This window comes from Leifsonia sp. T36S-04 (assembly GCF_042465655.1).
GTDB lineage: Bacteria > Actinomycetota > Actinomycetes > Actinomycetales > Microbacteriaceae > Leifsonia.
In genome coordinates this window covers 2,560,244-2,580,424 of the sequence record NZ_CP146286.1, presented here as the reverse complement: position 1 = coordinate 2,580,424, position 20,181 = coordinate 2,560,244, and the positions used below count along the sequence as shown (strand labels likewise).

General features: G+C 70.4%; 16 protein-coding genes. 15 read left to right on the top strand and 1 reads right to left on the bottom strand.

From position 1 onward, the window contains the following. The first annotated feature begins 8 nt into the window (after positions 1-8). The 10 genes from P3F85_RS12520 to P3F85_RS12475 all read left to right on the top strand — a co-directional run bounded on the left by P3F85_RS12520 (position 9) and on the right by P3F85_RS12475 (position 14,129). Positions 9-1,358 (top strand): acyl-CoA thioesterase/BAAT N-terminal domain-containing protein, encoded by a 1,350-nt coding sequence (locus tag P3F85_RS12520; RefSeq protein WP_374007935.1) that lies wholly within the window; start codon positions 9-11, stop codon positions 1,356-1,358. Next, a complete protein-coding gene (locus tag P3F85_RS12515; RefSeq protein ID WP_374007934.1) occupies positions 1,355-2,650 on the top strand; it encodes an acyl-CoA thioesterase/BAAT N-terminal domain-containing protein in 1,296 nt (431 codons plus the stop codon). The genes P3F85_RS12520 and P3F85_RS12515 overlap by 4 nt, the downstream gene beginning before the upstream one ends. 17 nt (positions 2,651-2,667) lie before the next feature. Next, on the top strand, positions 2,668-3,909 hold the full coding sequence (locus P3F85_RS12510; RefSeq protein ID WP_374007933.1) for an acyl-CoA thioesterase/BAAT N-terminal domain-containing protein: 1,242 nt from the start codon (positions 2,668-2,670) through the stop codon (positions 3,907-3,909). 48 nt (positions 3,910-3,957) lie between these two features. After that, entirely contained in the window at positions 3,958-6,444 is a 2,487-nt protein-coding gene (locus tag P3F85_RS12505) for a DNA polymerase III subunit gamma and tau (RefSeq protein ID WP_374007931.1), read from the top strand. Between the two features lie 3 nt (positions 6,445-6,447). Further along, the gene (gene recR, locus P3F85_RS12500) at positions 6,448-7,044 is read left to right on the top strand and encodes a recombination mediator RecR (RefSeq protein WP_374007930.1); all 597 of its coding nucleotides are present in this window, start codon (positions 6,448-6,450) and stop codon (positions 7,042-7,044) included. A gap of 95 nt (positions 7,045-7,139) precedes the next feature. Beyond that, positions 7,140-8,426, top strand: coding sequence for an aspartate kinase (locus tag P3F85_RS12495; protein WP_374010929.1), 1,287 nt, complete (start codon positions 7,140-7,142; stop codon positions 8,424-8,426). Between the two features lie 68 nt (positions 8,427-8,494). Next, positions 8,495-9,580: an aspartate-semialdehyde dehydrogenase gene (locus P3F85_RS12490; protein ID WP_374007929.1), complete on the top strand. Its 1,086-nt coding sequence runs from the start codon at positions 8,495-8,497 to the stop codon at positions 9,578-9,580. An 82-nt stretch (positions 9,581-9,662) separates the two neighbouring features. Next, the gene (locus P3F85_RS12485; protein WP_374007928.1) at positions 9,663-11,138 is read left to right on the top strand and encodes a malate:quinone oxidoreductase; all 1,476 of its coding nucleotides are present in this window, start codon (positions 9,663-9,665) and stop codon (positions 11,136-11,138) included. Between the two features lie 216 nt (positions 11,139-11,354). Then, positions 11,355-12,968, top strand: a complete 1,614-nt coding sequence (locus P3F85_RS12480; RefSeq protein ID WP_374007927.1) for an ABC-F family ATP-binding cassette domain-containing protein — start codon at positions 11,355-11,357, stop codon at positions 12,966-12,968. A 27-nt stretch (positions 12,969-12,995) separates the two neighbouring features. After that, positions 12,996-14,129: an Rv2578c family radical SAM protein gene (locus P3F85_RS12475; RefSeq protein WP_374007925.1), complete on the top strand. Its 1,134-nt coding sequence runs from the start codon at positions 12,996-12,998 to the stop codon at positions 14,127-14,129. Here P3F85_RS12475 and P3F85_RS12470 read toward each other — a convergent pair. Beyond that, on the bottom strand, positions 14,095-15,057 hold the full coding sequence (locus P3F85_RS12470; RefSeq protein WP_374010928.1) for a trypsin-like serine protease: 963 nt from the start codon (positions 15,055-15,057) through the stop codon (positions 14,095-14,097). The two genes, P3F85_RS12475 and P3F85_RS12470, sit on opposite strands and share 35 nt — an antisense overlap. On the opposite strand from P3F85_RS12470, the gene P3F85_RS12465 reads away from it, so the two are divergent. From P3F85_RS12465 to P3F85_RS12445, 5 genes are all read left to right on the top strand, one after another. Then, entirely contained in the window at positions 14,942-15,304 is a 363-nt protein-coding gene (locus tag P3F85_RS12465) for a hypothetical protein (protein ID WP_374011005.1), read from the top strand. The genes P3F85_RS12470 and P3F85_RS12465 overlap by 116 nt on opposite strands. A 253-nt stretch (positions 15,305-15,557) precedes the next feature. Continuing rightward, entirely contained in the window at positions 15,558-16,820 is a 1,263-nt protein-coding gene (locus P3F85_RS12460; RefSeq protein WP_374007924.1) for a GDSL-type esterase/lipase family protein, read from the top strand. A gap of 165 nt (positions 16,821-16,985) precedes the next feature. Continuing rightward, positions 16,986-18,215: a sensor histidine kinase gene (locus P3F85_RS12455; protein WP_374007922.1), complete on the top strand. Its 1,230-nt coding sequence runs from the start codon at positions 16,986-16,988 to the stop codon at positions 18,213-18,215. Next, complete coding sequence (locus tag P3F85_RS12450; protein ID WP_374007921.1) at positions 18,212-19,450, top strand: hypothetical protein; 1,239 nt, start codon at positions 18,212-18,214, stop codon at positions 19,448-19,450. The genes P3F85_RS12455 and P3F85_RS12450 overlap by 4 nt, the downstream gene beginning before the upstream one ends. Next, positions 19,447-20,148, top strand: a complete 702-nt coding sequence (locus P3F85_RS12445; protein WP_374007920.1) for a response regulator transcription factor — start codon at positions 19,447-19,449, stop codon at positions 20,146-20,148. Before P3F85_RS12450 ends, P3F85_RS12445 begins: the two co-directional genes overlap by 4 nt. Positions 20,149-20,181: the final 33 nt, after the last annotated feature.

Sequence of the window (20,181 nt, the reverse complement as noted above, 5' to 3'; positions counted from 1 at the left end):
GCAGGGCCATGCGGCGACGGCGCGTCGACGGCGAACGGCAGGTGATGCCGTGGAAGCCGTTGCGCGCGCGGTTCGCCGCAGTTGTCGCTGCGGCGTCTGCGGCCATCCTCGCGGTCTCTGTGCTGGCGGGCTGCGGATCGGTGGCGGGTGGAGCGGGGGCGCGGTTCGTCACGCCGCCACTGGTCCGCTACAGCGCCGTGCTCTGGCCGGTGCCCCTCCAGCTCGTGGGAGCGGAGCCGGGAGCGCGGCTGCGGCTGAGCGCGCGGCTGACGACGTCGCACGGTTCGTGGACCTCCGCGGCGACCTACACCGTGCCCGCCTCGGGGACGCTCGATCTCGCCCGGGCACGACCCCAATTCGCGCCGTTCACCGAGCCCGACTCGGCGGGACTGTTCTGGTCGCTGCGCGGCCCGCGGTTGACGGGCGCCGCGGCGGCCCAGCAGTGGATGTTCGACACGACCGCGGTGACGATGACGGCTTCCGACGGCGACCGAGTGATCGCCTCCCGCCGCTTCGTACTCGACGGACTGGCCGCAGGCCTGTCGGTGCGCACGATCTACACCCGCGACCTGCGGCCGGCGATCAACCCCCGGCTCCCGCGCCAGACCCACGAGGATGTCGCGCTCGGCACGTTCTTCAGCGCGGCGACGCTGGAGCATCCGAAGACGCCGGCGGTGCTGATGTTCGACGACCCGACCCCGGGCGCCTCCGCAGAGTATGCCGCGCCGCTGATCGCGCAGTTCGGTGCCTCGGTGCTGCGGGTCCCTGTCACTACGGCGGTCGACGGCATCCGCTCGACCAGCATCATCTCGGGCGGCACCGTCGATGCCGTGTTCGACTGGCTGGCGGACCGGCCGGATGTGGTGCAGGACCAGATTTACGTCTACGGCACCGGGGTGGCCGAGCAGTACGCCGTGTGGGCCGCTACGAGATCGCCGGACCGCGTGCGCGGACTGTTCGTCGCGGGCGGCAGCCCTGCCCTGCTGTGCCTGGCGCCGGCTCAGGTCTCCCCGGTCTTCGAGGACGACTCGGGCCTCCCGTGTCTGCCGAGCCCGCGGCCGGTCGAGCCGGCGGCCATCCGGCCGATCGACGTGATCGACGGTCCAGTGGTCCTGGCCTGCGGTGAGCGGGATGCGGTGCTCCCGAACGCGTGCGACTGGCAGCGCGCCCTCGCGGCCACCCGGCCGCCACGACCGGGCGACACCGTCATCTCTGCGAGCGGCGTCGCGTATCCGGTCTCCGTTCCGCCGGGGCTGCCGATCGCCCTCCCCGCCTCGGGGGGTCAGCCGACCGAGCTGGCGCGCATCGCCTTCTGGAACGCCGTCGGCCGCGCGCTGCTCCGGGCGGTGATCGGATGAGACGCGGCATCCTGCGCGGGTCCGGTGCGGTGGTCATCGCACTGGCCTTCGCCCTCGTCGTGTCCGCGTGCAGCGCGGGGGCGGCGGGCGGGACGCGCTTCATCTTCAGCCGGTTCGCCGACGGTGCGACCCAGCCCATCGCCGTTCAGCTCGCGGGCCTGGAGCCTGGGCATCCGGTCGTGGTCAGCGCTCGCGCCCGCACCCGCGCGGGCTGGATGTCGTCCCGTGCGGTGTACGCGGTACCGCCGGACGGGCGGGTGCGCCTCTGGTCGCAGGAGCCGCTCGCGGCGCCGTTTCCCCGAGCGGACGGCGCCGGCCTGCTGTGGAGCCTCAGCGGCCGCTCACTCAGCCAGGGGCAGCTGGAGGCGCAGTGGGTCTTCGCTGGGCTGGACGTCCATCTGACCGCCGAGCAGGACGGACGGCAGGTCGCCTCCGACGTGCTCCACCGTTCGGCGCTCGCGGCGGGAACCAGCGAGCGGGAGATCCCCGGCAGTGACCTCATCGCGACCGGAGACCCGGAGGCGTCGGAGATCGCGCCGACCGCCCGAGTGGGTTCGCTGGTGGAGGCCGTGCCGACGCCGGTCGATCTGCGGCCCGGCGTGATCGTGATCGACGGGGACGACGGAGGTGCGGCCGGCGCCTTCGCGGCGCACGTCATCGCCGCGGCCGGGTTCCCGGTCTTCGAGCTGCCGGCCTTCGTTCCGGCCGGGCAGATTCCGGGCTCGGCCGCGCTCTCGGTCGAGACCTTCGACTCCGCCCTCTCCTGGTTCTCGGCGCTGCCCATCGTCGACGAGGACCGCATCTTCGTCTACGGAACCGGACGGGCGTCGTCGCTCGCGCTGTGGTTCGCCGCGAACGACCCGGCGCGGATCCACGGCGCCTTCGCGGCCGGCGGGGCGACGGCGCTGCAGTGCACGTCGGCCGCGGGAAGCCCGCTGCTCATCCGGCACGGCGAGCCACTGCCCTGCGCGAATCCCGAGCGCACCATCGCGGGCACCGACATCCTGCCGCTCCAACGCATCCCGGGCCCACTGGTGCTCGCCTGCGGGACCGACGACAGCGAGCTGCCCACGGCCTGCGACTGGACGCGCGCGGGGGAGCAGGTGCGGGGGAGTCACGACGGCGACTCCTTCCTCTACGCGGACGGCGCCGGTCACGACATCACCACACCGCCACTGCTGCCGATCGGTCTGAGCGAGCTCCCCCCGGCGACCGCGCAGTCCACCGAGGATGCGCGGGTCGCCTTCTGGGCGCTGGTCCTCGGCCGGCTGTCGGGGGCGACGCGGCCGTGATCCGGAGGGACGGAGGGATGGCGACCCGGCTGGCAGCGACTCTTGCGGCCCTGGGCCTGGCACTCGCCGCTCTGGTCGGCTGTTCGCAGGCGACCGGGACGAACGGCGGGGCCGGCCCGCGCTTCGTGGTCAACGAGGATCCGAGCGGAGTCTGGGAGCAGATCCACCTGCGCCTGGTCGCCCTCCCGCCGGGCGGGCGCGTGACCGTGCGGGCGCGCGCGCTGGTCGGAGCCCAATGGACATCGCAGGCCGTCTACGTCGTTCCCTCCTCCGGCGTGGTGGACCTCGACCGGGAGTCGCCCGTCGAGGCGCCGTTCTCGGGTCCCGACGGGATGGGACTGTTCTGGTCGCTCGGCACCGCGTCCGGTGCGTCGGCCACCTCGCCGGAGCAGTGGGGTGCGGCCAGCACGTTCGTGGAGCTGGACGCCGTCATCGACGGGCGACGGGTCGCGGCCCGGCGCATCCACCGGGTGGGGCTGCTGTCGGTCGCGCCGTCGCGGGCGGTCTTCGACGACGGCATCACGGGCGACTACTTCGAGCCTTCGACCGGTTCGCGCGCCAGCCGCCCTGCGGTGCTGGTTCTCGACGGCACGGACCCGGGGGCGCCGACGGGTGTGCTCGCCGCATCGACGCTGTCGGCGATGGGGTATCCGGCGCTCGCGTTCTCGACGTACGGCTCGGCCGGTGAGGTGAACATGATCCGGACCCTGGAGGGGGAGCGTGTGGTCGCCGCGCTGAACTGGCTGCGCTCGCAACCCGGGGTCGACCCGCGACGGGTGTTCGTGTTCGGCACGTCCCGCGGGGCGCAGCTCGCGCTCTGGACCGCCGTCGCCCATCCCGAGCTCGTGTACGGCGCGATCGCACCCGCGGGGACGACCGGCCTGGTCTGCCCGTCTCCGGTGCCCGGACCCGCCGTGACCGTCGACGGGTCGTGGGTGCCGTGCCTGAGCGGGACGCACCAGGTCACCCGAGCGGCCGTGCTCGACCTGACGCGCATCCCGGGACCGGTGGTGCTCGGATGCGCGGGCGAGGACGAGCAGCTCGACAACGCCTGCCGGTGGATGGACGAAGCGGCGGCCGTTCGCCCCGCGCGAGGCGGCGATGCGTACGTGCGCGCGCCGCAGGCCACGCACCTGTTCTACGTGCCGCCGTACACTCCTCTCTACCTTCCGCCGCCGCCCGCCGCCCAGGCCACGGAGGACGCGCGCGTCTCGCTCTGGTCGGCGATCGCGCGCGCATTGAACGTCCGCGGACCCTGACCTCCCGATCCCCACCAGAATGTCGGCGGCGATGAGTACCATGTGTGAGTGGTAACCGCCCTGTATCGCCGCTATCGGCCCGACACCTTCGCCGAGATGATCGGTCAGTCCCAGGTGACGGATCCGTTGATGACGGCGCTGCGCACCAACCGCGTCAATCACGCCTACCTCTTCTCCGGTCCGCGAGGCTGCGGCAAGACCACGTCGGCCCGCATCCTGGCGCGCTGCCTCAACTGCGCCGAGGGGCCGACCGACACCCCGTGCGGAAAATGCGAGAGCTGCATCGAGCTGAGCCGTGACGGCGGAGGCTCGCTCGACGTGGTCGAGATCGACGCCGCCAGCCACAACGGTGTCGACGACGCGCGCGACATCCGCGAGCGGGCCATCTTCGCCCCGGCCCGCGACCGGTACAAGATCTTCATCCTCGACGAGGCGCACATGGTGACGCCGCAGGGGTTCAACGCCCTGCTCAAGATCGTGGAGGAGCCGCCGGAGCACGTGAAGTTCATCTTCGCGACGACCGAGCCCGAGAAGGTGATCGGGACCATCCGTTCCCGCACCCACCACTACCCGTTCCGCCTGGTTCCGCCGGCGCAGATGCTCGCCTACGTGCAGAGCCTGTGCGACAGCGAGGGCATGACGGTGGCGCCCGGTGTACTCCCGCTCGTCGTCCGGGCCGGGGGAGGCTCGCCGCGAGACACCCTGTCGCTGCTCGACCAGCTGATGGCCGGATCCGAGGGCAGCGCCATCGAGTACGAGCGCGCGGTCGCCCTCTTGGGTTACACGCATGCGGCCCTGCTCGACGACGTGGTCGACGCGATCGCGGCGCGGGATGCGGCGGGCGCCTTCTCGGCGGTCGACCGCGTGGTCCAGACGGGTCAGGACCCGCGGCGGTTCGTCGAAGACCTGCTGGAGCGGCTGCGCGACCTCATCGTGGTCGCGGCGACGAGCGTCGAGGGCGCCGCGGCCGTCCTCCGCGGCGTGCCGCAGGACGAGTTGGATCGGATGGGCGTCCAGGCGATGAAGTTCGGCGCTGCCGAGCTGAGCCGGGCCGCCGACATCGTGAACGCCGCACTTACCGAGATGACCGGCGCGACGTCGCCGCGACTCCACCTCGAACTGATGATCGCTCGCGTGCTGGTGCCGTCGAGCGACGAGAGCGAGCGCGGCGCGCTGGCGCGCGTCGAGCGGCTGGAACGCCGGGTCGGGGTCAGCGACGCGGTCGGTGCCGCCGAGCCGGAGCGTCGTCCCGAGCGTGCCGCGGCCGCTGCTGCGCCGACGCCGCGCGTGGCGCCGGTTGCAGCGGCGCCGGTTGCGGCTGATCTTGCGTCTGCACCTGCTCCTGCAGCCGACACGGCGACGCCGGTGTCGGCACCGCAGAAGCCTGCCGCCGAGCCGGCACCCGCCGAGCCGTCCGCTGCCGCGACGAAGACTGCTGGGCCGACTGCGACGGAGGCCGGCGACGCCGCGACCGCGACCGCGACCGCGGCCGCTGACGCCGCCGCCGCCGCTCCGGCAGCAGAGATCGGCGCGGTCACCACGCAGCAGGTCAAAGACTCGTGGCCGCAGATCCTCGAGGCGGTGCAGCGTGCCAAGCGGAGCGCGTGGATGGTCGTGTTCACCGCGCAGGTCCGCTCGCTCAACGGTGACGTGCTCACGCTGTCCTTCCCGAGCGACAACGACGTCCAGAGCTTCCGCCAGCCGGATGCGGGCGGCGCCCCCGGGGTGAGCGAGTATCTTCGCGAAGCGATCGTCGAGGTGCTCGGAATCCGTGTGAAGTTCATCGCGCGCGCCGACTCCGCCCCCGGTTCCGGCGGTTCGCCGAGACCCGCCGGAGGCGCTCCCGTTGCGCCGACGGCCGAGACGTGGCCCGGTGCGGAGCCGTCCGCTCCGCCGGCGGCGTCGGGTACGGCTGCATCGAGCCCCGCCACATCGAGCCCCGCCGCCGCGGGGGCGGCTCCCGCTCCCGCCGTCGCTTCGACGACCGCTTCCGTCGTCACGGACTGGGCCACGGTCACCATCCCCTCCTCACCGGTGGTCGAGGCTGCCGAGGCGGTCACGACGACTGCTGCGGTCGCCACCCTCGAGCGTCCGGAGTCTGCGACGGTCGCCGCTCAGCCTGCGGTGATCGCCGCTCCGTCCGCGCCCGGCGCCCGGCCCGCCGCCGAACCCGCGCCCGACGAGCCGCCGTTCGACGACGTCCCACCGCCCGAGATCGAGCCGCCGTATGAGCCTCCCGTGCCGGACGAGCCCAGCGGGGACTGGGCGGCCGCACCGTCCACCGCGTCCACCGCTGCCGCCGCGCGTCCTGCGGAGGCCGCAGCTCCGCGAACCGCAGACTCGCGATCCGCAGCACCGCGCACCGCAGCGCCCGAGGCACCTACGGCCCGCACCGCACGGTCGGCCCCGGCCGCCGGCTCCCGGACGCCAACGTTCCAACAGCCGCAACGCTATGGCGAGGCGGTGGTGCGCGAGATCCTGGGCGCCACCTTCATCGAGGAGCAGCCCGCACCTCAGACCCCAGGGATGAGGTAGCCGGTGTACGAAGGCATCGTCCAAGAGCTGATCGACGAGCTCGGGCGGCTGCCGGGCATCGGCCCGAAGTCCGCTCAGCGCATCGCGTTCCACATCCTGCAGACCGAGACGTTCGACGTCACCCGGCTGGCGGAGGTGCTGCTCGAAGTCCGCGACAAGGTCCGGTTCTGCGAGATCTGCGGCAACGTGTCCGAAGAGCCCACCTGCTCCATCTGCCGCGACCCGCGCCGCAACCCGGCGTCGATCTGCGTGGTGGAGGAGGCGAAGGACGTCGTCGCGATCGAGCGGACCCGTGAGTTCCGCGGCCTCTACCACGTGCTCGGCGGAGCGATCAGCCCGATCGACGGCGTCGGACCGGACGACCTGCGCATCCGGCAGCTGCTTCCGCGCCTCGCCGACGGCACCGTGCAGGAGGTCATCATCGCGACCGACCCCAACCTCGAGGGCGAGGCGACCGCGACGTACCTGAGCCGGCTGCTCACCACGCTCGACATCCGGGTCACGCGGCTCGCCTCCGGCCTGCCGGTCGGCGGCGACCTCGAGTACGCCGACGAAGTCACCCTCGGGCGCGCGTTCGAGGGCCGTCGCCAGGTCTCCTGACCCCGCTTTCGGCGGGTGAGCGCGACGGACGTCACATGAAGGAACCGTCATATCCCGGCCGGTAGGATGAGAATCCCGTGAGTTCAGGAGTGTCTGTGGCCCTCATCGTCCAGAAGTTCGGCGGATCGTCCGTCGCGACCGCTGAGAGCATCAAGCGCGTCGCGAAGCGCATCGTCGAGACGCGCAAGGCGGGCAACGAGGTCGTCGTCGCCGTCTCCGCGATGGGCGACACCACCGACGAGCTGCTCGACCTCGCGCACGAAGTCACGCCCATCCCCGCTCCGCGCGAGCTCGACATGCTGCTCACCGCCGGCGAGCGCATCTCCATGGCGCTCCTGGCGATGGCCATCAAGAGCATGGGATACGACGCCCGCTCCTTCACCGGCAGCCAGGCGGGCATGATCACGGACGCCCAGCACGGCTCGGCCCGCATCGTCGATGTCACGCCGGGACGCATCCAAGACGCCCTGAGCGAGGGCGCCATCGCCATCGTCGCCGGTTTCCAGGGCTTCAGCCGCGAATCCCGCGACATCACCACCCTCGGCCGGGGTGGATCCGACACGACGGCCGTCGCGCTCGCCGCCGCCCTCGGCGCCGAGGTCTGCGAGATCTACACCGACGTCGACGGTGTCTTCACGTCCGACCCGCGTCAGGTCCCGCTCGCGCGCAAGATCGACCGCATCACCAGCGAGGAGATGCTCGAACTCGCCGCCGCAGGCGCGAAGGTCCTGCACATCCGCGCCGTGGAATACGCCCGGCGGCACAACGTGACGCTGCATGTGCGCTCGTCGTTCTCGAACAAGGAGGGCACCTACGTCCTCAACGAAGCAGCGGCGGCCGCGGCCGCCAAGAAGGATGGAACCGTGGAAGAGCCCATCATCTCCGGTGTCGCCACCGACCTCAGCGAGGCCAAGATCACCGTCGTCGGCGTGCCCGACGTGCCGGGCAAGGCTGCGCAGATCTTCAAGATCGTCGCGAAGGCCAACGCCAACGTCGACATGATCGTCCAGAACGTGTCCGCTGCGGCCACCAGCCTCACCGACATCTCGTTCACCCTGCCGAAGTCCGAGGGTCAGCGGGTGCTGACGGCGCTCACCTCCGAGCATGACGAGGTCGGCTACCAGTCGCTCCAGTACGACGACCAGATCGGCAAGCTCGCCCTGGTCGGGGCCGGGATGCGGACCAACTCCGGCGTATCGGCGAAGCTCTTCGAGGCCCTCTACGACGCGGGCATCAACATCGAGATGATCTCCACCAGCGAGATCCGCATCTCCGTCGTGACGCGCGCCGACACGGTCGCCGAGGCTGCTCGCGTCGTCCACACCGCCTTCGGCCTCGACGGCGACGAGAAGGCCGTCGTCTACGCCGGGACCGGCCGCTAGATCCTCATCGTGGGAATGCGCCTCCGTCTCCGGCGGTTCCCCTCATCACACGACCCGAAGGGGCTGACATGAGCGAGTTCATCGATTTCGACAGCAACGGCGTACGGCTGGCTGTCGTCGGCGCGACCGGCCAGGTGGGCAGCGTCATGCGCCGCCTGCTGGAGGAGCGCGCCTTCCCGGTGAAGAGCATCCGGTTCTTCGCCTCGTCGCGCTCGGCCGGCACCACGCTGCCGTTCAAGGGGCAGGAGATCACGGTCGAGGATGTGGCCACGGCCGACGTCTCCGGCATCGACATCGCCCTGTTCTCCGCGGGTGCGACCGGTTCGAAGGCCCACGCTCCCCGCTTCGCGGAGGCCGGCGCCATCGTGATCGACAACTCCAGCGGCTGGCGCATGGACCCGGATGTGCCGCTGGTCGTCTCCGAGGTCAACCCCGAGGCCATCGCCGACGCGCGCAAGGGCATCATCGCGAACCCCAACTGCACCACCATGGCGGCCATGCCCGTCCTGAAGCCGCTGCACGACGAGGCCGGGCTCACCCGCCTGGTCGTCAGCACCTACCAGGCCGTTTCCGGTTCCGGTCTCGCCGGCGCGGAGGAGCTCGCCGAGCAGGCTCGCGCCGCGGTCGCCGACGAGCACCTGCTCGACCTGGTGCACGACGGCTCGGCCGTCACGCTTCCCGCACCGGTCAAGTACGTTCGCCCGATCGCCTTCGACGTCATCCCGCTCGCCGGTTCGATCGTCGACGACGGGCTGAACGAGACCGACGAAGAGAAGAAACTCCGCAACGAGTCGCGCAAGATCCTCGGCATCCCCGAGCTCCTGGTCAGCGGCACCTGCGTGCGCGTGCCCGTCTTCACCGGCCACTCGCTCTCCATCAACGCCGAGTTCGCGAACCCGATCAGCGCGGATCGTGTCGCCGAACTCCTGGCCGATGCGCCCGGTGTCCAGCTGACCGACGTGCCGACCCCGCTGCAGGCGGCCGGAAGCGACCCCAGCTTCGTGGGCCGCATCCGCACCGACGAAGGCGCCCCGGAGGGCCGCGGCATCGCGCTCTTCGTGAGCAACGACAACCTGCGCAAGGGCGCGGCCCTCAACGCGGTGCAGATCGCGGAACTGGTCGCCGAGCGCCTGGCGAACCCGGTCACGGCCTAGCGCACCCGCGTTTATCTCGATATCGAGAGACCCGGGCCGCCCGTGGGGCGGCCCGGAGTCGCCCGCGTCATAGGATTGTCGGGTGAGCAATTCTCCCATCGACGTCGTCCTGATCGGCGGCGGCATCATGAGTGCCACGCTGGGGGCCATGATCCAGCGCGTGCAGCCCGACTGGAGCATCCGGATCTACGAGCGCCTGGGTGAAGTGGCCCAGGAGTCGTCGAACCCCTGGAACAACGCCGGCACCGGTCACGCGGCCCTCTGCGAGCTGAACTACATGCCGGAGGCGTCCGACGGCTCCGTCGATCCGGCGAAGGCGATCAGCATCAACGAGCAGTTCCAGCTCAGCCGCCAGTTCTGGGCGAGCCTCGTCGCCGCGGGCGACCTGCCCGAGCCCAACTCGTTCATCAACTCCACCCCGCACATGACGTTCGTGAAGGGGCGCGACAACGTCCGCTACCTGCGCAAGCGCTACGAGGCGCTCAAAGACCAGCCGCTCTTCGCGGGCATGGAGTACTCCGAAGACCCCGCCGTGATCGGCGAGTGGACGCCACTGCTCACCAAGAAGCGCAAGGCCAAGGAGCGCATCGCGGCAACGCGTCAGAGCGCAGGCACCGACGTCGACTTCGGAGCGCTCACCCGTGCGCTGACCGACAACCTCGTCGAGAACGGCGCGGAACTCGCCCTCAACCACAGTGTCCGCAGCATCAAGCGCACGAAGGACGGCCTCTGGCGCCTCAAGGTGCGTCACGAAGTCGGGCACACCTCCCACGTGGTGACGGCACGGTTCGTCTTCGTCGGTGCGGGAGGCGGCGCGCTCCACCTGCTCCAGAAGTCCGGAATCCCCGAGATCAAGGGTTTCGGCGGCTTCCCGATCTCCGGTCAGTTCCTGCGGACCAGCAACCCGGCCCTCGTCGCCCAGCACCAGGCCAAGGTCTACGGCAAGGCCGCCGTGGGCGCGCCGCCGATGTCGGTGCCCCACCTCGACACGCGCGTCGTCGATGGCCAGGCCTCCCTGCTGTTCGGTCCGTACGCGGGATTCAGCCCCAAGTTCCTGAAGACCGGTTCCTGGTTCGACCTCCCGGGATCCGTCCGTCCGGGCAACCTCGGTCCGATGCTCGCCGTCGCGCGCGACAACTTCGACCTGATCAAGTACCTGGTCGGTGAGGTGCTGGCCAACCGTGCGAAGAAGCTCAAGGCGCTCCAGGAATTCATGCCCACCGCCCGGGCGGAGGACTGGGAGCTGATCACCGCCGGCCAGCGCGTCCAGGTGATGAAGAAGGATGCGAAGAAGGGCGGCGTCCTGCAGTTCGGCACAGAGGTGGTGGCGGCCGGGGACGGCTCGATCGCAGGACTGCTGGGGGCGTCTCCGGGAGCCTCGACCGCGGTTCCGATCATGGTCGACCTGTTGAAGCACTGCTTCCCGGACCGGTTCGCCGGGTGGCTGCCGACGATCAAGGAGCTCATCCCCACCGTCGGGACCACGCTCAACGATCGTCCGGAGGAGGCGGCGCGCGTGCTCGCCACGACCGCGCAGACCCTCCATCTGCAGCAGTAGCAACTCTGGACAACGGCGTGGACGACCTGTTAGTGTCTTCCACGCTATGAAGTGAGAACCTCCGAACGTCCCGCGCCTGAGGCGCCGTCGATGTGAGTGAGGACCCTTCGGTCACGCGCTGCCCTGTCATGGCATCTGGGCGCTCCAGCGCTCCTCACGACGGAGATCGCCCGGCGGGAACCAGCTCCTCGTGGAGCGCCCGGAAGGACGGTTCCCATGCCCACCATCACACTCACACCGCTGCGCGCCGACGGCGTCTCGGTCGTCTACGGCGAACGCCGCGTGCTCACCGACGTCTCTCTGACCGTCGGTCCGGGCCAGCGTCTCGGCCTCATCGGCGAGAACGGCGCCGGAAAATCCACCCTGCTGCGGGTGCTGTCCGGCGCCGAGTCCCCGGACTCCGGCGCGCTGGTCCGTCCGGCGCGCACCGGCTTCCTCTGGCAGGAGGTGCGGTTCGAGCCGGGCGACACGCTCGCGGCGCTCATCGAGCATGCGCTCGCCGACGTGCGGGCGATCGAGCGAGAACTCGAAGATGCGGCGGACGCCCTGGGGTCGGACGACCCCACGGCGGCCGCGCGGTACGACGCTGCGCTCGCGGCAGCCGAAGGCGCCGAGATCTGGAGCGTCGGGGCGCGCCGCGACGAACTCCTCGCCGGGCTCGGAGTGGACGACATCCCGCTGGGCCGGCGGCTCAGCGAGGTCTCGGGAGGTCAGCGCAGCCGGTTCGCGCTGGCCGCGCTGCTGCTCGGGCGGCCGGATGCGCTCCTGCTCGACGAACCGACGAACCACCTCGACGACGACGCCGCGCTCTTCCTGGAGCGGCAGCTGAAGGGATGGGCGGGGCCGGTGATCTTCGCCAGTCACGACCGCGCGTTCCTCGATGCTGCGGCGACCAGTCTGCTCGATCTGGACCCCGCGCGATCGGGGACGACCGTGTTCGGCGGCGGCTACAGCGCCTACCTCGCCGAGAAAGCGGCCGAGCGCGCCCGCTGGGAGAAGCAGTTCGCCGACGAGCAGTCGGAGCTGAAGGAGCTGAAGCACGCCGTCGACGTGACCGCGCGGTCCATCGCCTGGTCGGGGAAGATCCGGGACAACGACAAGTTCGTGAAGTCCGTCAAGGGCAATGCTCTCGACCGGCAGATCAGCCGCCGTATCCGCAATGCGGAGGGGAGGCTGGAGACGCTGCAGGACACCCAGGTGAGGAAGCCGCCGGCTCCGCTCAGCTTCGCGGGCATCCCGAGCGGGTTCCAGGTGCTGGGGGACGGCGCCGGGCTGCTGGTGCTGGCTCGGGGCCTCCGTGTCCCGGGCCGGCTCGTCGTCGAGGAGTTCTCCGTGGGCCCGTCGTCGCGCATCCTCGTCACCGGGGCGAACGGCGCGGGCAAGTCGACCCTCCTCGCCGTCCTCGCGGGTCGCCTGGAGGCCGGCGCGGGATCGGTGCAGCGGCGACGCGGACTCCGTGTCGAGCTGCTGGAGCAGGATGTGCGCTTCGCCGATCCTTCCGCCTCTCCTCGCCGGATCTACGAGGCCGCCCTCGGCGAGCGTCGGGCGGAGGCCGTGCCGCTCTCGTCGCTGGGGCTGATCGCGCCGCGGGACGCAGACCGCCCGGTGGGCTCACTGTCGGTCGGTCAGCAGCGCCGGCTCGCGCTCGCCCTGATCATGGCCCGGCCGCCGCACCTGTTCCTGCTCGACGAGCCGACCAACCACCTATCGTTGTCGCTGGCGACCGAGCTGGAGGAGGCACTCGGGACGTATCCGGGCGCGGTCGTGGTGGCCAGCCACGACCGGTGGCTGCGGTCCGGCTGGACCGGGCAGACCGTCCACCTTGCTTAACCTTCGAACGTATGTTCGAATGGTGACATGCGTTGGAGTGGTCAGGAGCTGTCGGTCGAAGAGCCGTCCGCTCTGCCCGGGCTCGCCCGGCTGAACAACCTGGTGCGATCGGTGCGGACGCCCGACTTCGCCGGCATCACGTTCCACGAGGTGCTGGCGAAGTCGGCGCTCAACCGCATTCCGGGCGGGGGAGGGCCGATGCCGTTCGGCTGGACCATCAACCCGTACAGAGGCTGCTCCCATGCGTGCGTCTACTGCTTCGCGCGCCCGACGCACACCTACCTCGACCTCGACTCGGGCAAAGACTTCGACAACGAGATCATCGTCAAGGTGAATGTCGCCGAGGTGGTGCGCGCCGAGCTGGCGAAGCCGAGCTGGGGTCACCATCCGGTCGCGCTCGGGACCAACACCGACCCGTATCAGCGTGCCGAGGGGCGTTACGCGCTGATGCCCGGCATCATCGACGCTCTCGCCGACTCGGGCACGCCGTTCAGCATCCTGACCAAGGGGTCACTGCTCCGGCGTGACCTCGATCGGCTCGCCGAGGCGAGCAAGCGGGTCCCGGTCGATCTGGCGATGTCGATCGCGGTCTACGACGACGAACTGCAGCAGTCGATCGAGCCGGGAACTCCGACGACCAAGGCGCGCCTGGCCACCGTCACCGCGGTGCGCGAGCACGGACTCGACTGCGGTGTCTTCCTGATGCCGATCATCCCGTACCTCACCGATACCCGGGCCCACCTCGACGAGGCGCTCCGCCAGGCCAAGGACGCCGGCGCAACGTCGGTGCTGTACTCCGCGTTGCACCTGAAGGCGGGCGTCAAGGAATGGTTCTACCTCTGGCTCGAGCGCGAGCATCCCGAGCTGCTTCCGAAGTACCGCGCGATGTACGGGCGCGGCACCTACGCGCCGAAGGAGTACCGCAGCTGGCTGGCCGGGCGCATCAAGCCGCTCATCCGGGGACACGGACTGGAGCGCGGGCGGGAGGATCCACTCACCGGGGGCGTCCGGTCCACGGCGCTCGGAATGCTTCGCGACGATGAGGGGGAGCGTCGGACGGTCGGGTCGGCTGTCCGAGCGGGCTCGGGCGAGGCTCCGGATGCGGCGTCGATCGTGAGTGCGTCGCTCACCGGCCTGGGGGTGCAGCCGACGCTGTTCTGACGATGATGACGGTGTAGGCGCCGTCATTGTCCGAGGCGTTGCTGTCGTTGACTCGGAGCGTCAGTTCGCCGCTGCGGGCCGCGGCTCCAGTGAAGTGGGATCCGATCGCGAACCAGGGGCCCGTGCCCACTCTGCCGATCAGGGTTCCGGTCGGGACTGCTGGCAGTAGCGCCCACGCGTCGAATTTCGGTGAGCAGCTCGCCGTGCTGACCGTACGGTTCCCGCCAGGGTCCACCGTCGGCTGGCCATCGCAGCCGTCGCCTTCCCAGCCGTAGTGACCGGATCCGGACGCATCGACTGTGAGCATGTCGCCGGCGGCGAGGGTGACAGGGGTGGCGACATCGCCCGCCGCCAACGGCACGAGCACAGTCGTGGTGCTTCCGGAACCGTTCGGACCGCCCGCCGTGGCCTTCGAAACGACGTCTCTCGAGCCGTTCAGGTTGGCGTACCAGCCGTGAGCATCGATGGCACTACTGCCGTTGTTATAGGAAGCGACTGCGACGATCTGCCCGTTGATGAAGAGGGGACCACCCGAATCGCCCGGTTGGGTTGACCCGTCGACACCGCCCACGTTGACCGCGGGGCCGCCCCTGAGGTCGGGACCGTCGGCGACGACCGTCACGGACGCGCGGCGTTGCTGACCGGGATGATCCGACCCGAGCCCGTAGATCACGCCCGAGTCCCCCGCGCGCACCGTGTACCCCAGGTCCACCTGCGGGTAACTCGGTAGTGGATGCGGTGTCGCCAGACGGATCAATTTGACGTCGGCGCCCGGTGCATCCAGGACCTCACCGACGGCGACGGTCGCCCCCGTGAAACCCCCGGCCGAATCGGCGAAGGAAACCGAGGAGGACGGGCAGTGTGCCGCCGTGACCACCCAGGACGCATTCAGGGCGAAGCCCGAACAGTACCCGGCCCTGCCCGTCACTTCGACCAGCCACGGCTGGGTCGCCACTGTTCCGCCGGCAATGGCGTTGGCCGGCGGAACCGCAGCCACGAGGCCTCCGCCGCACAATCCAGCGATCGCCAGCGCGGCGGCGCCGCACCGCCCCGACATTGCCCTGGAGAACATCGCACTCGTCCCATCTCTACGTATCTTCTTCGTCATGCGTCGCTGCCTCCAGCGTGCGGTCATCGGGTCTGACCCGGGCGCGCAGATCACCGTGGCGCGGTGAGGGCACGACGCGGGCGGAGGACGTGACCTGCGGGTTCTGCGGAGCCGTTCGAGCGTAGCGATGGCGTCCTCCGGGCGCCGCGCTCGGGGGCAAAGCCGGGATTCGGCCCCAGAAAATGCGGGGTATTCCGGTCAGAGTTGCGGCAGCGACGGTCTCGGCTGCTTCTCAACTGTGGATCACGCGTCGCCACTGGCGGCCGCGCCAGGGCATAAATACTGCTGGTGAGCACCGAGATGGTCAAATATCATGAAGCATGGGCTATCACGACAGAAAAAATGCAAAGTTCCACCGCGCACTGTGGGGCGCGGCGGCGGTCGCCGCAGCGTCATCGATCTTTGCGACGGCCGCCGCGGGATCGGCCTCGGCGGTGGTCGTCAGCGAAGGGAAATCGCTGTACGCGCTCGGTGATTCGTTCTCCTCGGGCAACGGGTCCGGACCGTACAGCAACGTGGAGTGCAACCGCAGCCTGAAGGCGTATCCGAATGTCTGGGCGGCCGCACATCCGTCGGTGTCGGTGAGGTCGTTCGCGTGTTCGGGGGCGACGAGCGCAGATGTCGAGCGCCAGGCTCAGCTGATGCCGGCGTCGGCGGATATGGTGACGTTGACGGCGGGTGGCAATGATGTCGGGTTCACCTCGACCCTGACCGCGTGCGCTTTCGGCAGCGACGCTCAATGCATTACCGCAGTCGACGAAGGCCGCCGGCTCGTGGCGGGATCGCTGGGCGCTCGATTGAGTGCCGCCTACTCCGCCGTTCGAAAGCATGCGCCGGCGGCACGCGTGCAGGTCTTGGGCTACCCTCGCCTGTTCACGGAAGGCACCGCCTGCGCCCCCACCGAGGGAGGCGCCGACTGGACAGCGACCAAGCGTGCCGCGTTGAACCAGGCCGCTGACCTGCTGAATGAAACCATCCAGCGCCAGGCGATCGCGGCGGGATTCACGTTCACCGACGTCCGCGATGCATTCGCGGCCGGAGCGGGACACGGGATCTGCTCAACCGATCCGTGGATCACCGATTTCGGGGAAGGCAGCATCGAAGGATGGAGCCACCCGAATGCTGCCGGTCAGGCCGCGTACGCCGGTCAGCTCCTCGGGTCCTCGACGTTCGCTCATCGTCACCCCGGATACTTCACGCTGACGAACGAGGTCACGGGCAAACAGCTCGGCGCTGCCGGAGCAGCAGGGAGCCGGGTCGTGCAGAGCCCGGCGACCGGCAGCAGTAGTCAGCAGTGGTCGTTCCAAGACGACGACAACGGCAAAGTGCGTCTGGTCAATCGCCAGAGCGGCCTACCGCTCACCCACTCGGGCGTGTGGAACGCTAGCCCGTTCCTCAGCAACGGCACCTCCGGTTCCGGGAGCGTGAGCGAATGGAGGCTGGATGAAGGCCCGGGCGGGTATCTCCGCATCCTCAGCGCGTTCGGCGACATCCCCGTCGAAGCCCGTACCGGGAGCAGTGCTGTTACTTTCGGGTTCGACGACACCGCAGTCCAGCACTGGACTCTGAAGCCGGCCTCGTGACCCGGGCGCCATCGACCCCAGCCCACCGCAGCTCGGGATCACCCAGACGTGCGCGTCGCGGACATCCCCCGCATCGGGGTACGAGCCGGGGTACACGGCGGCGGCGCGGGATGCCATAATCCGGAAGGGACCGAGACCCGATCGGCCCGGGAAGGACGGGACGCCGTGTCGCTTGGTCTGCCTAGCCACCTGGCGCGACCCGCGAATTCACGCGCGCTCGCCACGGGCGCCCGCTGGGCCGGCCTGGTGTGCCTGACCGTTGCGGCCGTCAATGTGGCCACGACGAGCATTGACGGGGCCACCGCCACCTCGTGGATCAGCCTGGTCGTGCTGCTCCCGATGGTCGCCCTTCTCCTGGTGCTCGCCCGCGGCCGGACAGTCGGGCTGACGGTCGCCTACCTCCTGGTCGGGACCGTCTGCACGTACTTCTACGTCGTCGCACTGTTCACCGCCACGCCCGCCTATCGAGACACCAACCTGTTCGTCATCGCGCTGCCTGTCGTCGCCATGACGCTCGTCGGCGGGACGGGAACCGGCGCGCTCGCGGGGATCCTCTGGGCGACGCTCGGCTTCGCGCTCGCCGAGGCGGCGGTGATCCTCGGCGCCGCCACGACAGGCCGGACCTACATCCCCGACGCGATCTCCCTGGGGGCCTACCTGCTGCTCGTCGGCGTCCTGGCGTTCGACGGGCTCACAAGGGGGACCCGCTCCCGCGCACAGACCGCCCTGCACCGAGGCGTGCGCGACGCCCGGCTGGTCGACCTTCGCCGAGAACTCATGGCGGCCTCGACCGCCGACCTCCACGACACCGTCCTGAGCGAACTGGTCGCCATCGCAGGTGCCCGCCCAGGGCCCCTGGATGCGCGGCTCGCGCGACGCATCGAGGCCGACCTCCGCGGTCTGGGCGCCGAGCCGTCGGGTGGCCGCACCGGGGACGCGGTAGCTGGCCCCGGTGAGCCCGTGTCCGACGATCCCTGGTACGACAGCGAGCTGCACCACGCGATCGAGGCAGCCCGGGACGAGGGCCTCACCGTCGACATCTCCGGCGATCGCGGGTCGTTCGTCCGCCTCGATGACGACGTCCGCCGGGCGGTCGGGCTCGCCGTGCGGCAGTGCCTCGCGAACGTCATCCGTCACTCCGGCAGCCCCACCGCCGAGGTGGCACTCTCCGCGGACGCCGGTTCTCTGTCGGTCATGGTGGTGGACGGTGGCAGCGGCTTCCCGGTCACCGGGCCCGCTGGCGACCGGCTCGGACTCCGGCAATCCGTCGAGGACCGCATCGCCCGCGTCGGCGGCAGTGTCGACATCTACTCCACCGAAGACGTCGGCACGACCGTCATCCTCACGGTTCCCGCCCCGCCGGCGCGGGAGAGCTCCGGGGGTCGCCGCGCATGACGGCTCTCAATCCGCGCACCATCGTCGGCGCGCGCTCGGTGGCCGTCGAGCGCACGCCCCAGCGGCTCGACCCTCTGGGTGCGCAGTCCGCCTGGCTTCTGGTCCCGCTCCTCGGCACACTGGCCGTCGGCTACGCGGTCTACTCGACTGTGATCCATGCCGGTCAGTTCCGCGCGCTCTGGGTCGGGCTGCTCGCCATCGTGGTGCTCGTCCTCGCCGTCATCGTGGCCATCGTCCGCACGCATCCCGGACTGACGCCCTTCGGCAGGTGGTCGCACTTCTCGATCATCGCGGTGACGTTGACGGCTGCCTGTCTGTTCGACTCCTCCGTCTGGGGGCGCAATGAGCGCATCCAGGACGACTGGGGCCAGATCGCCGTCGCCCTGCTGATCGTTGCGATGCCGCTGTACCGCCCGATCGGCGAGGTGGCCGGATCCGCGATCGTCTCGGCCCTCGTGCTCGGGGGCCTTGCGGCGGCCCAGCACTCGCTGGTCATCAGCAACGCCCCGCTCGTCTACGCAACGGTGGCAGCGACACCCGTCCTCGCGCTGGCCGCCGGCGGAGCGGGCTATGCCTGGACGATGACCGGCGAGACCCTGCGCTGGCGGCAGGTGGCGCGCCAAGGCCAGAGCCGGCTGGAAGGTGAGCTGCGCCAGGCCGCCGAGAGGATGATCGCCCAGGAGCGCATGACGGCTCTGAATGCCGAGGCGGTGCCGTTCCTGACCGGGCTGGCGAGTCGTGGCACCGTGAGCCAGGAGGATATCGATCTCGCGCGCGGGATCGCCGAACGTCTGCGCAGCATGTCCGTGCGTGCGGTCGGGCGCACGTGGCTGGCCGACACCCTCGATCTGGCGCTGGGCCAGCGGCGTGCGCAGACCTCTCCGGCGACGGCCGATCGCCCGGAGCCGGTCGACGATCCCGATGGGCTCGAGCGCGTCCTCACGGACGACCAGCGAGCCATCCTCGGAGCACTGATCGGAACCATCGCCGGCCGGCCGGGGCTCGATCCCGCCAGCGTGCGCATCCAGGCGAGAGATCCCGAGCGGCCGTCGTTCGTGCTGCGCGCCGGCTTCGACGAACCGCAGGCGGAGCTGCGACGCGAACTGCTGCCGTTCGTCAGTGCGCTCAACACCGTCGCCATGCGCGCCGGAATCGAGCTGCGCGGTCGCGAACTGACCGTCCGGTTCGCATATGCGGGCGCGGGCTTCCCCTACCCTGGAGGGAGACGCCGATGACACACGCACACCCCGATCCGACCGCGCAGAGCGCCGCCGCCGCACGTGAGGTCGACCCGCCCATCCGGCTGGCGATCCTCGACGACCACGAGATCCTCCTCGACACCCTGTCCACGTGGATCGAGAAGAACGCTCCCGAGTTCGACCTCGTCGTCCGTGCCGCGAGCTGGCTCGAACTGGTCCACAGCGACGCGTTCCCGACCGACCTGGTCATCATGGACCTGCAGCTGAAAGAGACCGTCTCCATCGGCGCGCGGGTACGCACCTGCCGGGCGGCCGGGGCGAAGGTGGTCGTGCTCAGCGCGGTGGACACGCCGGAGGACAAGGATGCGGCCCTCGCGGCGGGTGCCGTCGCCTACGTCACCAAGTCCCAGCCCATGACCGAACTGGTCGCCGCGGCGCTGTCGGCCGTCGGACGGGGAGTGGTGCGCACCCCCTCGGCGCAACCCGCGTGGCGGCCGAAGCCGCTCATCCCGGACTCGGCGCGCCCGCGGTTGAGCGATGGGGAGCGGCAGGCGCTGGTGCTCTACGCCGACGGGCGGACGACGTCCGAGGTGGCGCGCGCGATGAACGTGCAGTACGAGACGGCGAAGACGTACCTGCGGCGAGTGCGCGAGAAGTACGGCAAGGCGGGGCGTCCCACCAGCTCCCGGGCCGACTTGATCCGTCGCGCCGCAGAAGACGGGTACCTCACCTGACGCGGCCTCGCCGCTTTCACTCCGCCGTTCCCC

What these genes read in the sequence shown, in the direction of transcription:
- P3F85_RS12460 (WP_374007924.1), top strand. Translation starts at nt 15,558, where the DNA reads ATGGGCTATCACGACAGAAAAAATGCAAAGTTCCACCGCGCACTGTGG.
- P3F85_RS12475 (WP_374007925.1), top strand. Translation starts at nt 12,996, where the DNA reads ATGCGTTGGAGTGGTCAGGAGCTGTCGGTCGAAGAGCCGTCCGCTCTG.
- P3F85_RS12450 (WP_374007921.1), top strand. Translation starts at nt 18,212, where the DNA reads ATGACGGCTCTCAATCCGCGCACCATCGTCGGCGCGCGCTCGGTGGCC.
- P3F85_RS12510 (WP_374007933.1), top strand. Translation starts at nt 2,668, where the DNA reads ATGGCGACCCGGCTGGCAGCGACTCTTGCGGCCCTGGGCCTGGCACTC.
- P3F85_RS12445 (WP_374007920.1), top strand. Translation starts at nt 19,447, where the DNA reads ATGACACACGCACACCCCGATCCGACCGCGCAGAGCGCCGCCGCCGCA.
- P3F85_RS12515 (WP_374007934.1), top strand. Translation starts at nt 1,355, where the DNA reads ATGAGACGCGGCATCCTGCGCGGGTCCGGTGCGGTGGTCATCGCACTG.
- P3F85_RS12490 (WP_374007929.1), top strand. Translation starts at nt 8,495, where the DNA reads ATGAGCGAGTTCATCGATTTCGACAGCAACGGCGTACGGCTGGCTGTC.
- P3F85_RS12480 (WP_374007927.1), top strand. Translation starts at nt 11,355, where the DNA reads ATGCCCACCATCACACTCACACCGCTGCGCGCCGACGGCGTCTCGGTC.
- P3F85_RS12520 (WP_374007935.1), top strand. Translation starts at nt 9, where the DNA reads ATGCGGCGACGGCGCGTCGACGGCGAACGGCAGGTGATGCCGTGGAAG.